The sequence below is a fragment of the Anaeromusa sp. genome (assembly GCF_028691475.1).
Lineage (GTDB): Bacteria > Bacillota > Negativicutes > Anaeromusales > Anaeromusaceae > Anaeromusa.
Window position 1 is genome coordinate 1 of sequence record NZ_JAQUZF010000059.1, and the last position, 15758, is coordinate 15758.

General features: G+C 50.9%; 18 protein-coding genes. 1 reads left to right on the forward strand and 17 read right to left on the reverse strand.

Annotated features, from left to right (window positions below):
* The 16 genes from PHF27_RS08820 to PHF27_RS08895 form a co-directional block, all read right to left on the reverse strand.
* On the reverse strand, positions 1–1025 hold a 1025-nt coding region (locus tag PHF27_RS08820; protein ID WP_300068687.1), incomplete at its 3' end, for an AAA family ATPase.
* Positions 1026–1140: 115 nt separating this feature from the next.
* On the reverse strand, positions 1141–1401 hold the full coding sequence (locus tag PHF27_RS08825) for a stage V sporulation protein S (protein WP_300068689.1): 261 nt from the start codon (positions 1399–1401) through the stop codon (positions 1141–1143).
* A gap of 154 nt (positions 1402–1555) precedes the next feature.
* Positions 1556–2617: a radical SAM protein gene (locus PHF27_RS08830; protein WP_300068692.1), complete on the reverse strand. Its 1062-nt coding sequence runs from the start codon at positions 2615–2617 to the stop codon at positions 1556–1558.
* Between the two features lie 93 nt (positions 2618–2710).
* On the reverse strand, positions 2711–3442 hold the full coding sequence (gene rnc, locus PHF27_RS08835; protein WP_300068721.1) for a ribonuclease III: 732 nt from the start codon (positions 3440–3442) through the stop codon (positions 2711–2713).
* Positions 3443–3466: 24 nt separating this feature from the next.
* On the reverse strand, positions 3467–4717 hold the full coding sequence (gene fabF / locus PHF27_RS08840; RefSeq protein WP_300068695.1) for a beta-ketoacyl-ACP synthase II: 1251 nt from the start codon (positions 4715–4717) through the stop codon (positions 3467–3469).
* A gap of 15 nt (positions 4718–4732) precedes the next feature.
* Complete coding sequence (locus PHF27_RS08845) at positions 4733–5680, reverse strand: nitronate monooxygenase (RefSeq protein ID WP_300068698.1); 948 nt, start codon at positions 5678–5680, stop codon at positions 4733–4735.
* Positions 5681–5778: 98 nt separating this feature from the next.
* Positions 5779–6015: an acyl carrier protein gene (locus tag PHF27_RS08850; RefSeq protein ID WP_300068701.1), complete on the reverse strand. Its 237-nt coding sequence runs from the start codon at positions 6013–6015 to the stop codon at positions 5779–5781.
* A 40-nt stretch (positions 6016–6055) separates the two neighbouring features.
* Positions 6056–6802 carry a 3-oxoacyl-[acyl-carrier-protein] reductase gene (fabG, locus tag PHF27_RS08855; protein ID WP_300068703.1) on the reverse strand — a complete coding sequence of 249 codons (747 nt, stop codon included), beginning with the start codon at positions 6800–6802 and terminating at the stop codon, positions 6056–6058.
* Position 6803: 1 nt separating this feature from the next.
* Entirely contained in the window at positions 6804–7751 is a 948-nt protein-coding gene (gene fabD / locus PHF27_RS08860; RefSeq protein ID WP_300068705.1) for an ACP S-malonyltransferase, read from the reverse strand.
* 39 nt (positions 7752–7790) lie between these two features.
* Positions 7791–8747: an enoyl-[acyl-carrier-protein] reductase FabK gene (gene fabK, locus PHF27_RS08865; protein WP_300068724.1), complete on the reverse strand. Its 957-nt coding sequence runs from the start codon at positions 8745–8747 to the stop codon at positions 7791–7793.
* The gene (locus PHF27_RS08870) at positions 8734–9753 is read right to left on the reverse strand and encodes a beta-ketoacyl-ACP synthase III (protein ID WP_300068707.1); all 1020 of its coding nucleotides are present in this window, start codon (positions 9751–9753) and stop codon (positions 8734–8736) included. Before PHF27_RS08870 ends, fabK begins: the two co-directional genes overlap by 14 nt.
* Positions 9740–10762 (reverse strand): phosphate acyltransferase PlsX, encoded by a 1023-nt coding sequence (gene plsX, locus PHF27_RS08875; protein WP_300068727.1) that lies wholly within the window; start codon positions 10760–10762, stop codon positions 9740–9742. Before plsX ends, PHF27_RS08870 begins: the two co-directional genes overlap by 14 nt.
* Positions 10762–11331: a transcription factor FapR gene (fapR, locus tag PHF27_RS08880; RefSeq protein ID WP_300068709.1), complete on the reverse strand. Its 570-nt coding sequence runs from the start codon at positions 11329–11331 to the stop codon at positions 10762–10764. Before fapR ends, plsX begins: the two co-directional genes overlap by 1 nt.
* Positions 11332–11466: 135 nt before the next feature.
* On the reverse strand, positions 11467–11643 hold the full coding sequence (gene rpmF / locus PHF27_RS08885; RefSeq protein ID WP_071595766.1) for a 50S ribosomal protein L32: 177 nt from the start codon (positions 11641–11643) through the stop codon (positions 11467–11469).
* Positions 11644–11672: 29 nt separating this feature from the next.
* Entirely contained in the window at positions 11673–12173 is a 501-nt protein-coding gene (locus PHF27_RS08890) for a DUF177 domain-containing protein (protein WP_300068714.1), read from the reverse strand.
* A 124-nt stretch (positions 12174–12297) separates the two neighbouring features.
* Positions 12298–13494: an acetate kinase gene (locus PHF27_RS08895; RefSeq protein ID WP_300068716.1), complete on the reverse strand. Its 1197-nt coding sequence runs from the start codon at positions 13492–13494 to the stop codon at positions 12298–12300.
* A gap of 247 nt (positions 13495–13741) precedes the next feature.
* Between PHF27_RS08895 and PHF27_RS08900 the strand changes: the two genes are divergently transcribed.
* Positions 13742–14977 (forward strand): nucleotidyltransferase family protein, encoded by a 1236-nt coding sequence (locus PHF27_RS08900; protein WP_300068718.1) that lies wholly within the window; start codon positions 13742–13744, stop codon positions 14975–14977.
* Here the strand turns inward: PHF27_RS08900 and PHF27_RS08905 are convergent.
* The coding region (locus PHF27_RS08905) for a patatin-like phospholipase family protein (RefSeq protein ID WP_363320054.1) at positions 14953–15758 on the reverse strand (806 nt) is incomplete at its 5' end. The genes PHF27_RS08900 and PHF27_RS08905 overlap by 25 nt on opposite strands.

Here is a 15758-nt window from a genome sequence, read left to right on the forward strand (position 1 = left end):
ACGTTTTCTCCCTGCGCTCGGGTGCGCTGCGCTAACTGCGCATATTCCACCTGCTCTTGGGCTAAGCGCCGGCTGCGCTCCTCTTCCTGCAAGGACCGCTCCGCCAAAACCGCCTGCTGCTGTTGCAGCGCGTCTCCTTCTTCCTGGCAGCTGCGAAGTTGCTGCTGCGCTGCCGTCCAAGACGCTTCCGCCTGGCTGCGCAACTCCCCGCAGCGGGCGGCCTCGCTCTCTGCCGCATATAACGCCGTGCGACCTGCTTCATAATCCTGCTGCAGCGCCGCCGCTTCGCCGCGCCAACGCTCTTGCTGGCTTTGCGCCTGCTCCAGTCGCTGACACAGCATAGATACTTGCTGGCTGCGCAACTGTCGCGCCAGTTCTTTATGTTCTTTCGCTTTACGGGCGCTCTCCGCCATAGGTTCTAATCTCGCGGAAATTTCGCCGCGAATATCTGCTACGCGCGTCAGATTTAGCTCGGTTTCCTCCATTTTGCGCATGGCGTCCCGTTTACGCTGCTTATATTTACTGATTCCTGCCGCATCCTCAAACAACAAGCGTCGTTCTTCCGGTTTGCTGTTCAGCACTTCGTCTACGCGATTTTGTCCAATAACAACCATAGAGTCCTTGCCTAGGCCGGTATGAGCCAAAAGCTCATGAATGTCCTTGAGACGACAAGAACGTTTATTTAAATAGTATTCGCTTTCACCGGAACGATAGACGCGGCGAGTAAAAATGACTTCACTATACTCAATAGGCAAGGTGCCGTCTGTATTATCAAAGGTCAACGACACTTCTGCCATGCCCAAAGGGCGCCTCCCTGCACTGCCGGAAAAAATAACATCCTCCATTTTGGCGCCGCGCAGAGTTTTGGCGCTCTGTTCGCCCAACACCCACAAGATCGCGTCGGAAATATTGCTCTTGCCGCTGCCGTTAGGCCCGACAATCGCTGTAATTCCTTCGTCAAATTCCAATTCAGTACGGTCTGCGAACGATTTAAAGCCATGAGCTTCCAGTTTTCGTAACAGCACGAATTAATTCACCACATTTCTTGCAGATATCTTACTTATTGTACCATCATCAACCACCTAATAACAAATAAAAAGCCCGCTTGCCGCAGCAAACAGGCTTATAAAACAACTCACTTCAACGAGGCTCCACAATAAAGCGAATGGCCGTCCTCTCTTCGCCATCAATATTGATTTCCGCAAACGCCGGAATGGTCACGAGATTGATACCGTTAGGAGCCACAAATCCTCTGGCGATAGCGATAGCCTTGATTGCTTGATTCACCGCCCCGGCTCCCACCGCCTGGACTTCCGCGCCCCCATTTTCGCGCAACACCGCAGCCAATGCTCCGGCAACCGCTTTAGGATTCGATCGAGCAGACACTTTGAGGACTTCCATAGTTACTGAACCTCCTTCTACGTCGCTTTGAACTGCAAGGCATCCAGCATTTGTTGTTCCTAATAGGTCTTCCTTTATCCCCTCTATTCTGTTCTCTATGAAAAACTCCTTCTCCTAAAGCTATGTTTACCGGAAAGATTTTACTTATGATCGTTTAACAGTAAAAGGCTCCAAGCGCTCCTAGCTTCACTCTCCGTCTGCCTTTCACCGCCTCTAGCTCCAGGCTGCCTGGACAAAGGCTTGCCTTTGCTTGCAGGGATACTTCTCCGAAACCGGCCTCTTGCCATTGACGCAAGTTCTCATTTTTCTGGCCCCGCACCTTGGATGCATCCTGAGGATGATAGAAGAGGCGACACGCTGAAGAAGAAAGCTGTTCTAAGCCATACAGCACCTGCTGACGTATTAAGAACGACCATACGAGTTCGCCAAAAGCGGGATGATAGGGTCCTGCCAGCAGTTTGGCGGAATGCAGTTCTTCACTGTCCTGCAAGCCCATGCGAATCACGCCAATTCCTCGCTGCTGGCAGCCAGCCAAGGCCCACGCCGTACGCTCGACCGCTTCCGCCAGCGATAGCGGCTTATACACGCCGCTTGCGTAAGAGCCAGCCAGTTCCGTATCTGCTAAAACCACCGTTGGATACAAGCGGATGAAATCCGGAGCCAGCTTCCAGAGGCGCTGCAATGTTTTTTGCCACAACAGCCGAGTTTCTCCGGGCAATCCCGGCATCAGCTGCACGCCTACGGTCAGCCCGGCATGCCGCAACACAGCGACAGCCTTTTCTACACAAGAAAAACCATACCCTCGCTTGGCTGCATTCAAAACAGAGTTGCAGAGCGATTGCGCCCCCAACTCCACGCATGAAACGCCTTGCGTCTTCAGCCATCTGACCGCCTCTTCTTCTATGGCGTCCGGCCTGGTGGATAAACGAATGCCTGTTACCTTCCCTGTTGCCAAAAAATGCTGCGCCGGCGCTAAAAGTTCCTTTTGCTGCCGTAGCGGCAAGGCTGTAAAGCTGCCGCCGTAAAAGGCGGCCTCCACTTTCTGTCCGGCCGGCTGCAATGCCAACGCTTTTTCCAAAATCGTCCGGATATCTTCCGCCGTCGGCGCCGCATTTCCGGTTCCCGTCAGCATGCGCTGATCGCAAAAAACGCATTGACTTCTACAGCCCAAAAAAGGAATGAATAACGGTACAATTCGCTTTCTTGGCTCTTTCATCTACCGACCTCCTTCTAAGCAAAATCGCTAAGCGATTTCTAAAAAGACAAAAAACGATGCCGTAACTACATCCGTCACGGCATCGTTTCTATTTCAAGATGACTTGTGCGCACTTTCCTTGGGCTGCAAAGCCGCAAAGGCTTCTTGCGCAGCATGCTGCTCCGCTTCTTTTTTGCTGCGGCCGCTGCCGTGCCCTGCTAGATGGTCGTTGACCCAAACTTCCACGTGAAAAATCTTCCCGTGATCAGGCCCCTCTTCACCAGCCAGTTGGTACTGAATCTTTGCGTCAGCCTTACGCTGCACCAATTCCTGCAACAAGGTCTTGTAGTCCTTTAGGTAATTACCACGCTCCACCAGCTTAATTTCCTTCGCTAGCTGCTTCATGACAAAGTCTGTTACGCCAGGAATGCCGTGGTCCAAATAAATAGCGCCAATAATCGCTTCAAAGGCATCCGCTAAAATGGAAATGCGTTGGCGGCCTCCTGACAATTCTTCGCCGCGGCCCAAATAGAGAAATTCACCAACTTGCAGCTCCCCTGCCCTGCGGGCCAAGGTAGTCTCGCAAACCAAGACAGCTCTGGCTTTCGTCAACTCGCCTTCCGGCAGTTGTGGAAACTTGCGAAACAGATAATCGCTGATAATCAAATCCAAGATAGCATCGCCAAGAAACTCCAGCCGTTCATTATGAACCAGCGTTTCATGCTTTGTCTCATTGGCATAAGAAGTATGCACCAATGCCTGGTGCAACAAAGATAGATCCTGGAATACGGTTCCCAAACGCTTGCACAATAGTGCAAGTTCTTGCTGCCGACCCTTATCCACCATTTGTCTTATCTTGCTCACGCGCGATTACGCCTTGTACTTTTTGAGCAAAATGGTAGCATTATGACCGCCGAAACCAAAGGAGTTGGAAATGGCCACATTGACCGTGCGCTGCCGTTTCACCTTCGGCACATAGTCGAGATCCATTCCTTCTTCGGCATTCTCATAGTTAATTGTCGGCGGAACCAGGTCATTAGAGATCGCCAAAGCTGTAGCAATGGCTTCAATACCGCCAGCTGCTCCCAGCAGATGGCCTGTCATAGATTTAATAGAGCTGATGGAAAGTACTTTGGCATGGTCACCGAAAAGAGCTTTAACCGCCAGCGTTTCATTGCGATCATTCAACGGCGTCGAGGTGCCGTGAGCGTTAATATAGTCGACGTCTTCCGGTTTTAAACCGGCGTCTTTAATGGCCAAGCTCATGCATTTAGACGCCATAGCGCCTTCCGGCGCCGGAGCCGTAATATGATATGCATCCGCATTATAGCCATAACCGCTGATTTCCGCATAAATCCGTGCGCCGCGCTGCAAGGCATGCTCCAGAGATTCCAAAATCACAATACCTGCGCCTTCGCCCATAACAAAGCCTGCACGGTCTTTGTCAAACGGACGAGAAGCTTTAGTAGGTTCGTCATTGCGTGTCGACAAGGCTTTCATAGAACAAAAGCCAGCTACCGCTGCGGGAGAAATGCAGGCTTCCACCCCGCCAGCCACCATTACGTCGGCATCACCGCGCTGAATGATTTTAAAGGCATCGCCTACGGCGTTCGTGCCGGTGGCGCAAGCCGTAACTACACAGCTCGAAGGTCCGCGCAGACCAAAAGCGATAGAAGTCTGACCAGCAGGCATATTGGCGATCATCATCGGTACAAAGAAAGGGCTGACACGGCCAGGGCCTTTGTCAAACAAAGTTTTGTACTGATCATGCAGCGTATCAATGCCGCCAATACCGGTGCCAATTACCGTACCAATGCGCTCCAAGTCTTCTTTTTCCAAATCCAAGGCCGCATCTTCAATCGCCATGGATGTTGCGGCTACAGCAAACTGAGTCACTCGATCCATGCGCTTTGCTTCTTTTTTATCAATGAACTGCGTAGGTTCAAAGCCTTTGACTTCACCGGCAATACGTGTTGTAAAGTCACTGGCGTCAAAACGTGTAATCGGACCAATGCCGGAAACACCGTTTGTCAAGGACTGCCAAAATTCAGCCGCCGTATTACCTACAGGGGTAATAGCCCCCAATCCCGTGATTACTACGCGTTTGGAAGTAGTATGCAAATAAAACACCTCACTTTAGTTAACTGCTTCTGCTTCGCGAAGCAGCCGCTCAAAAATTTCCTTTACAGGAAGAATTTCCTCAATCTTGTGAATGTACTCGCCAGTAAAGACCAAGCCGCTCTCCACATCTCCCTGCTGCGCTCGAATCAGCGCCCGGATAATGCAGAAATTACGTTTGCAATGCTTCAAACAAGCATCACAGGTTGTCGGCGCCGGAGCATCCCCTGCCAAAAGGCGAGCCGCAAAGGGATTGCGCACAGCGCGTCCCGGCAATCCTACCGGGCTGTCAATCAGCACAACATCTTCCGGTTTAGCCTTCAGATAGAATTCTTTTAATGCCGGGGCCGCATTGGATTCTTCGCTTGCGGCAAAACGCGTACCCATTTGCACGCCGCTTGCCCCCAGTTTCAAGACGTCTACAATATCTGCACCGTTCATGACGCCGCCAGCGGCGATGACCGGAATATTGACAGCTTTGCAAATATCGGGAATGATCTCGCGCATGGATAGGTCGGTTCCCAAATGACCGCCTGCTTCCTTGCCCTCAACCACAATGGCCGCCGCACCTAGTTTTTGCGAAATCTTGGCCAATTTTACCGATGAAACAATCGGCACAATCGGAGTGCCCGATTCGTGTCCGAGTCCAAACATATCTCTGGAAAAGCCAGCTCCGGCAACTACAAGATCAATTCCTTCTTCAATTGCGGTTTTTACCAAACCAGCAAATTCACGAGCCGCCACCATGGCGTTAATGCCAATAATCCCCTTCGTCAGGGAACGAGCCAGACGGATTTCATATCGTAATTCATCAAAAGTCATCCCAGATGCGGCAATCAGGCCTATGCCTCCCTGCGAGGCTACTGCGGCAGCCAGGCGGGCCGTAGAAAGACGGATGGCCATGCCGCCTTGCATAACTGGTACTTTGGCCACAAGCTGGCCAATGCGAAGTTCTGGAAGTTTCAAGAAAATACTCCTCCATTCACATGGGCGTCATCATCTTTAAGAAAGTCCCGCGAACAAGTTCACGGGACTTTCTCAGTTGACAGACCGCTTCGCGATCTTTAGCCTTGTTTTTCCTGTTCAATGTAGGTAACAGCGTCTTTTACGGTCTTGATCTTTTCTGCAACCTCATCAGGAATTTCGATGCCAAATTCCTCTTCGAAAGCCATGATCAATTCCACGATGTCCAAGGAGTCAGCACCCAGATCATCGATGAAGGTGGAGTCAATAGCTACATCAGCAGCTTCCACACCCAATTGCTCAACTACGATTTCTTTTACTTTGTCAAATGTCGACATGAAGTTCACCTCCTTCCAAAGCCCACGTAGAAAGTGGAAATCAGTACATGACCATACCGCCGTCCACGTTAAGGGTTTGTCCTGTAATATAAGCTGCAGCGTCCGAACAGAGGAACAATACGGCTTTCGCCACATCGCTCGGCGTTCCTGGACGTCCAAGGGGGATAGTACTAGTCATTTGTTCTTTTACACTGTCAGGCAGCACTTCGGTCATATCCGTGGCAATAAACCCCGGGGCTACTGCATTGACCGTAATTCCACGGCTGCCTAGCTCTTTTGCCATGGACTTTGTAAAGCCCACTACGCCAGCTTTCGCTGCAGCATAGTTAGCTTGACTAGCATTGCCAGTCAGTCCCACAACCGAAGTCATATTGATGATTCTGCCGCTTCGCTGCTTCAGCATCAGCTTAGACACCGCCTTGGTGCACAAGAAGACGCCTTTCAAGTTGGTATCCAGCACCGCATCCCAATCGGCCTCTTTCATCCGCATCAAGAGCGCATCCCGCGTAATTCCGGCATTGTTGACCAGAATGTCAATCGAGCCAAATGCAGTTACCGTCTTTTGGATCAATTCATCCACTTCAGCAGCAACCGCTATGTTAGCCTGCACTGCAATGGCCTGACCGCCCATATCTTGAATGGCTTTCAGCACTTCCTGCGCCGCCGCCGCATTACCGGCGTAGTTAATGACAATCTTAGCTCCGGCCTTGGCAAGTTCCAGCGCCGTTGCCCGGCCAATGCCGCGCGAAGCACCTGTAATCAAGGCCACTTTATTGTCTACATGCATTTTAGCGGACCTCCTTGAAATAATCAAGGCTTTTTTCCAGAGAAGCCAAATCCTCAATATTGGCGCTGGCAGTCTCTTTAGCAATTTTCTTCGTAAAGCTTGTCAATACCTTGCCAGGGCCCACCTCTACCAGACATTCCGCCCCTTCTGCCAGCAGCGTTTGCACGCAGGCTTCCCAAATAACCGGACTTGCCGCTTGCGCCACCAAAAGACGCTTGATATCAGCAGCACGGGTCATCGGTTTGCCGGTTACGTTGGAAATGACCGGAATTACGGCGTCCTTAACTGCGATTTTATCCAGCTCCGCCGCCAATCCTTTAGCCGCAGGTTCCATCAGCGTGCTGTGGAATGGAGCGCTCACCGGCAGCATAACTGCCCGTTTGGCGCCCGCTTCCTTCAGCTTGGCTGCAGCGGTCTCAACAGCTGCCGTCGTACCAGCAATAACAACTTGGCCCGGGCAATTGAAATTAACAGCTTGGACTGCTTGCCCCAACTCGGCCTGTACCTCTTGGCAAGTCTTGACAATGCTCTCGCTATCAAGACCCAAAATAGCCGCCATCGCGCCTTCGCCCAAAGGAACGGCTTCCTGCATCAATTGCCCCCGTTTACGCACTAGACGCACCGCATCAGCAAAATCCAGCGCTCCCGCCGCAACCAATGCCGAATATTCACCCAAGCTATGCCCGGCTGCCAGAACAGGCGTAATTCCTTTTTCTTTGAGCACAGCCGCACAAGCCACGCTTACTGTCAAAATCGCCGGTTGCGTGTTATATGTTTTTTTCAGTTCCTCTTCGGGACCTTGAAAACACATGTCGGTAATAGAAAATCCCAGCGCTTCATCCGCCTCAGCAAAGATCTTTTTTACAATCGGAAAGGTCTCGTACAAATCTTTGCCCATACCAACGGTTTGAGATCCTTGTCCTGGGAACACGAATGCCAATTTGCTCATCTATTTTCCCTCCATTCCGTCTCGTTGTTTTTCCGAGTCTTACGCCTTAAAGCGAGTTGCCTGCTGCAAATGCTCCATTACGCCGGGAATGCCGGAAACCAGATCTTGCATGACCGCTTCTACCGACTGAATTTCCCGAATCATACCGGCAATTTGGCCCACCATCACAGACCCGTAGTCCACGTCGCCTTCTTGAGCGGCCAAACGCAGTTTGCCAGCTCCCATTTGATCCAGTTCTTCTGTTGTTGCACCAGCTCGTTCGCGCTCCACATATTCTTTAGTCAGTTTGTTCTGCAAGACGCGTACAGGATGACCTGTGCTCACGCCGGTAACAATGGTCGAGCGTTCTTTCGCTTTTACTAAAGCCTGCTTGTATCGTTCATGCACGAGGCATTCTGTAGTAGCCACAAAACGAGTGCCAATCTGCACCCCTTGCGCTCCTAAAGCCAAAGCCGCCACAACGCCTCGAGAATCGGCAATACCGCCAGCGGCAATAACCGGAATAGAAACCGCATCCACAACTTGCGGCACCAATGCCATGGTCGATACTTCGCCCACGTGGCCGCCGCTCTCATGTCCCTCAGCCACCAACGCATCAACACCGATACGTTCCAGACGCTTCGCTAAGGCAACCGAAGCTACCACCGGAATAATTCGAGCCCCAATGCCCTTGAGCGCAGGAATGTATTCTCCCGGATTGCCAGCGCCAGTCGTCACTACTTGCACTTTCTCATCAACAACAACCTGCATAACCTCTTTGACGAAAGGAGACATTAACATAACATTGACGCCAAACACCTTTGTTGTCAATTCTTTGGCGCGGCGAATTTCCTTGCGCAAGGCATCCGGCGGCATATGTCCGGCGCCAATCAGCCCCAAACCGCCTGCATTAGAAACTGCTGCCGCCAACTCAGCCGTAGCTACCCAGGCCATGCCCCCTTGAATAATGGGATATTTAATGTTCAATAATTCGCAAATCTGATTACTCACCAACAGATGAATCCTCCTTGTACCAGCGAAGCACGCAGGCAGCCCAGGTCAACCCTGCACCGAAGCCTACGAGCACCAGCTTGTCTCCGTTTTTGACCTTGCCTTCAAGCACTGCTTCTTCCAAGGCGATAGGAATCGATGCAGCCGACGTATTTCCATAACGATCCACATTGACATGCACTTTCTCCATCGGTAATTGCAAGCGCTTCGCAGCCGATTGAATAATCCGGATGTTTGCTTGATGGGGAATTAAATAATCTACATCCGCATCGGTCATACCAGCCTTTTGTAAGGCTTTTTGCGCCGCTTCACCCATAACTTTAATCGCAAACTTGAACACTTCGTTGCCGTTCATATGCACATAATGCAAGCGTTGAGCCACCGTTTCGGCGCTTGGCGGACGCCTCGAACCGCCAGCAGGCATTTTCAAAAGTTCTCCGCCATGTCCGTCTGCCCCTAATTCCACACCCAGTACGCCATATCCTGCAGGAACCGGTCCGATTACCGCCGCACCGGCGCCATCGCCGAAAAGCACGCAGGTATTGCGATCCGTCCAGTCTAAAATTTTAGAAAGCGTCTCCGCGCCAATGACAAGCACCCGCTGATATAAGCCAGCTTGTATAAATTGCGTCGCCACGGTCAACCCGTAGACAAAGCCGGAGCAGCCCGCCGCTAAATCAAAGGCTGCTGCATGAATCGCTCCAATCTTTTCTTGTACCAAGCAAGCCGTCGAAGGGAAAAACATATCCGGCGTCGCTGTGGCCACAATAATCAGATCCAGCTCCTCTGCTTTAATTCCTGCATGAGCCAAAGCCCGTTTAGCCGCCCCCGCAGCAATGTCCGAAGTAGCTGTCGCCTCATCCGCCACATGACGTTGTTTGATTCCCGTCCGAGAAAAAATCCATTCATCAGAAGTATCTACTATCTTTTCAAGATCGGCATTGGTCAAAATGCGTTCCGGCACATAACTGCCTAAGCCTAAAATTCCAGCAGACTGCTTAGTTTCCGCCATGCGTCAGCACCTCCTCTTTTGCAATCATCTCGCTAATATGAGTCGCCACTTGCTGTTCCGTAAATTCCTTGGCTACACGAACTGCGTTTTTAATCGCTTTAGCTTTAGAACTGCCGTGACAAATAATGCAACAACCATTTACACCCAGCAAAGGCGCCCCGCCATACTCAGCATAATCTAATTTCTTTCGCAAACGTTTCAAAACCGGCAACAACATCAACGATGCCATCTTCGTTAAAAAACCGCTTTGTTGAACGGCATCTTTCAATAAACGCATGATTGCGCTGGCTAAGCCTTCGCCGAACTTTAGAACCACGTTCCCCACAAAGCCATCGCAAACCACAACATCAACGGTCCCTTGCGGGATATCTCTGCCTTCAATATTACCAACAAAATTAATGTTTTGTACTTGCGCCAGCAGCGGATACGTTGACAAAGTCAATTCGTTTCCTTTGGTCTCTTCTTCGCCAATGCTCAACAAACCAACGCGAGGATTTTCAACACCCAGTACATATTTCGCGTAAATGGACCCCATAATAGCGCTTTGCACTAAATGTTTCGGTTTGCTGTCCACATTAGCTCCCGAATCCAACAACATGGTCGTTCCCGTTAAATTGGGAATGGGCGTTGCAATAGTAGCACGCTCAATCTTGGGCAGTCGTCCCAAGCCAAACAAGGCGGCCGCCACCGCAGCGCCCGTGCTTCCGGCTGAAATCACCGCCGCACACTCGCCTTCTTTCACTAAGCGCGTAGCAACTACCACCGAAGCATCCCGCTTTTTGCGGACCGCAGCACCGGGAGATTCGTGCATATCAATCACTTCCGACGCATGATGTACAAAAATGTGCTCGCCTTCGCGCACGCCATGCTTACTCATGGCCTCTCGCAACAACGTCTCATCGCCTACCAGCACAATATCACAGCCATAGTCTTTCACAGCCGCCATGGCGCCTAAAAGAATTTCTTCCGGCGCATGATCGCCTCCCATGGCATCAATCGCAACTTTCATCAATTTTCGCCCTCCGAGTTCACTGCAACCATAATGAATTTGGCCCGGAACACCTCTTCTTGCTCATTACGGGTTTTTACCCAAATAAAAACTTTGTTCCCGCGGATGCGAATCACTTCCGCCTTGGCCACCAGTTTTTCACCGGCCCGCACCGGCACTTTGTATTTTATATTAGCCACGCCGGTTACCGCCGCAGGCGCATCCATAACCGCCAGCGCCAACGAATTGGCCTGGGAAAAAATATAATGTCCTCTGGCAATCTTCGTCTTTGCCAGCACCATGTCTTCCGTAACTGCCAACACGGAAATGGCCGTTCGGCCTACTTCCAAATCAACCAATTCACCTACGACATCGTCTTCCGCAATCGCTCGCAATTTGTTTTGAGCCCGCTGCGCCATAAGCTTGGTCCGCTCTCTCAACTCGGGAATCCCCAGCTCCATGCGATCCAGACGAATGGTTTGCACGCTGACCCCAAATTCCACAGCTAATTCCTCATCGCGCAAAAACGGATGAGTAGAAATCTTTTCTGTCAACAATTCCTGTCGTATACGTTTGTTCATGCGCGCCATATCATCACCTAATCTTAGAAACTGGTACTAAAATCACATCGTCCTCATTATAGCGGAGACATGACGCAATTGGCAAGGAAAAAATGAAAGGAGCAACTTGCAGCCAGGCTGCAAGCTTGCTCCTTTCATTCGGGATTATTCCACGGTGACAACCGCTTTTCCGTTGTAGTGACCGCAATCAGGGCACACGCGGTGAGGCATTTTGGGCTCATGGCACTGCGGGCAGGGTACGAAGCCCGGAGCCGTCAGTTTCCAGTTTGCACGCCGTCTGTCACGACGGGCTTTAGACATTTTACGCTTTGGTACTGCCATGGTCTGGTTCCACCTCCTTCAATGGTAGGCTACTGTTTAGAATCAAGCAACTGTTTGAGAGCAGCCAGCCTGGGATCAATGGCTTCATGATCGCAATGACAGTCACTTTGATTGCGATCCTGGCCGCACACCGGGCATAAGCCCTTACAATCCAGTTGGCACACTTTCTTCATGGGTTCCGCCAGCAACAATGTATCCCGCACCAGTTCAGTTACATCCAGCTCATCACCTTCGTAAACGCCATATTCAGCGTCTGCCGGCAATGGGCTTTCTTGCGATGTTTCCCGATATTCCTGTCGAAATTCTTCAACAAGCTCGGTTTCATAGTCCCGCAAGCAACGCTGGCATTCAAAGGAGGCTAACGCACGTATCGTGCCGGAAACCACCATATGACCGTCACTGTTGGCAACCTTCCCTGAAACGGAAACGGGTCCCCGCAACCAGAAAAACTCTTCTGCCGCAGGCACCTCGAAGGCAAACGAAAATTGCTTGCCTGTTGCATGTCGGAGTGAAACAACGTTGAGTTTCATCACTTCTCACCTCAACCTTCGTCTATTATATCCACCGAGGCGAGCCTTGTCAAGAAAAGACCATGACAGAAGCCGGCAGGATAAAAACCGCTGCCGGCTTCCACTTCAGGCAAGTTAGAAAAACTCAACCAAGACAGATTGATTTCGTATCCCGAGCAATCATCAACTCTTCGTTTGTAGGAATAACGAACAGCTTCACTTTGGAATCGGCCGTGCTGATTTCGCAGGCTTTACCGCGAACATTATTGCGCTCTTTGTCGATTTTCGCTCCTAAATAGCCAAAAGCTTCCGCAATGCTTTCACGCATAGAGATGGAGTTTTCCCCCAAACCGGCGGTGAAAACAATCGCGTCTACGCCGTTCATAGCAGCGGCATAAGCGCCCACATATTTTTGTACACGATAGGCGAATACATCCAGCGCCAATTTCGCTCTTTCATTGCCTTCGTCAGCAGCGCCTTCGATATCCCGGAAGTCGCTGGAAACGCCGGAAATACCCAGCACGCCGGACTCTTTATTAATATAGCTGTCAATTGCATCGGCATCCATATTTTCTTTTTTCATCAACATCGGCAAAATAGCCGGATCAATGTCGCCGCAGCGAGTTCCCATGACAAGGCCTTCCAGCGGAGTCAAGCCCATGCTGGTATCCACCACTGCCCCGTTTTTAACAGCAGCAACGCTGGAGCCATTTCCCAAATGACAGGTAATGACTTTAATGTCTTCCGGTTTTTGTCCCATCATCTCTGCGCACTGCTGAGAAACAAATTTATGAGAAGTACCATGGAAACCATAGCGACGAATGCCGTGTTTCTTATAGACTTCATAAGGCAGGCCGTAAATGAAAGCATGCTTCGGCATGGTCTGATGGAACGCAGTATCAAACACGCCCACTTGAGCTACGCCAGGCATTAATTTTTCACAGGCTTTAATACCTAAGATATTCGGAGGATTATGAAGCGGCGCCATTTCAATGCACTCTTCCAGCGCATCCATAACGGCATCATTGATACGTACCGATGTAGCAAACTTCTCGGCGCCATGAACTACGCGATGACCTACGGCGGAAATTTCATTCATGTCCTTGATAACGCCATGTTTAGCATCAACCAAAGCATTCAAAACTAATTTGATTGCCACGCTGTGATCCGGAATCTCGGTTTCAATAGTCACTTTTTCGGCTTCGCCAGGCTGATGCTTCAATACAGAGCCTTCAATGCCGATCCGTTCCACAAGACCTTTAGCCAATACCGACTCGTCCGCCATGTTGAAGAGCTGATACTTCAACGAGGAGCTGCCACAATTGATAACTAGTACTTTCACCTTCGAAATCCCCCTTAAATTGATGGAATAAATTAAATTTTTATGAAATCCTACTAAATAAAACAAATGTTGTGACTTTAAAGCCACAACATCATTTTTATCGGATTTTCATTTTTTATTCTTCGACAAAACTTTTCTCATCCCTTCTTCTATAGAAAAATTTATTATTTATTTGCAGAAAATCACCAAATCCGGCAAGAAAAGTGCTAAACTCCAGATAATCAGAACACAAAAGCAGGAGGGTTCTATGTCTGTCACTGGCATTATTGCAGAATATAATCCTTTTCATACAGGTCATGCCTGGCAAATTGCCGAAGCTCGCCGCCATGGCGGCAACGCCCCTATCATCGTCGCTATGAGCGGCTCTTTTGTGCAACGCGGGGAACCAGCTATTTTTGACAAATGGCTCCGGGCCGAATTGGCTGTTTTGGGAGGCGCCGATCTAGTTTTGGAACTTCCTTTCACTTTTTCCTGTCGCAGCGCAGAAACCTTTGCCCAAGGAGGCGTACGTCTTCTCGCCGCAACCGGCCTAGTTTCCACCTTGGCATTCAGCGCTGAAACGCCTGACTTAAGCTGGCTGCAGCAAGTAGCCAGACAAAAAAACACGCCGCAAACACAAGAACGCTTACAAAACGCCTTACAGAAAGGATTATCCTACGGGGCAGCCCTCGGAGCCGCCCTGGATCAAAATGCAACTACCGCAAGCGCCCTTGCCTTGCCCAACAACATTCTCGCCTTGGAGTATCTGAGCGCCCTCGCCAAATACGCCCCGGCTTTGCAAGCGCTTGCGCTGCCGCGACAAGGTTCCGGCTATCATCAAGGCGATTTGCCTGCATCCGGCTATGCTAGCGCCACAGCCTTACGACAGCAGTTACTTACAATCGCCTCACAAGAACTATCTTCGTTCTTTCCGCCTGCCGTTTGGCAGCGTCTTCTCTCTTTGCCAACGCAGCCTGTAACCCTTCGCTCCCTGGAGTTCCCGCTGCTGCAGCAGTTGCGCAGCAGCTATGCAAATGAGCTGGCTCTTTTGCCTGATATGGAACCCGGGCTGGAATGGCGTCTTCTACAATGCGCTCGCACATCCCGAACAGCGGAAGAGCTTCTGACAAAGTTAAAAACAAAACGCTACGCCCGCACCCGGCTGCAGCGTCTGTTGATCTATAGCCTTTTGCGATTTCCGGCCGCCATCGCCAAGCAAGCAAGTCTTGACGGTCCCGTCTACCTGCGCGTCCTCGCTTTCAATGCAACTGGCCGCACCTTGCTGCAGCAAATGAAAAAAGCTGCTTCTTTGCCCGTCATTACTCGCGGCGCAGCCCTAAGCCGCTCCAAAGCGCTCCAAATGGCCCCTCTGCCAAGCAGTTCCCCCCTTGCTTCTTGGCAATGGGACGTCCGGGCTACGGATCTGCACGCTTTCGCCAGCGGCCAGGCGAGCGGACTGGATTTTCTCCGCTCCCCGGTCTATGTACCAGAAAGCAGTTCTTGAATAGCAGGCAAAGCCGCTTGAGCCGCCACGCGTCCTAAAGCCACGCATTCCTTGAGATGGTTAAAGGAACTTGGCGATACATAGCCTACATTAGGCTGCAGCAGCACATCCCAATCGCGGTGCTTATGCCGCAGGAGCTCCCGTTCCATAATATCAATAGAACGCAGCATAACATCCACAAAACTTTTTACTTCCGGCGCCTCTTCCTTGCTCGTTAAGTCCACCGCAACTACTACGTCCACCCCCATTTCCCGCGCCAAATCGCTGGGAACCGGATTTAAAACCGCGCCATCCACCAAGAGCATGTCCTCCCACTCAAAAGGCAGGAACACACCAGGTACAGACACACTGGCTCTTACTGCCGCCGCCACGGGCCCTTCCGCAAAAACGACCTCTTTGCCGCTTTTTAAGTCGGCAGCAACGATACGCAAGGGAATGTTCAACTGCGCAAATGTCTTTTTTTGCAGCAGCACATCCATCGTTCCCCATATTCGCCTGCCTGAAAACATGCCGAGCTTCGACATATTCATATCCAACCAATGCGCTTTGGGCAAATGGCAAGCCAATTTTAAGATGTCCTGCGGCTTATGTCCGGCGCAATACATCGCCCCCACCAAAGCCCCTATACTACAGCCAGCGATGCAATCAACGGCAATTCCTTCCTCCTCCAGCACCTGCAGCACGCCCACATGAGCCAAGCCGCGCAGGCCTCCCGCTCCTAAAGCCAATCCTAGTCGCCGTTGCGTCATTACGCCGCCTCCTTGCATCATCAACAATTTCT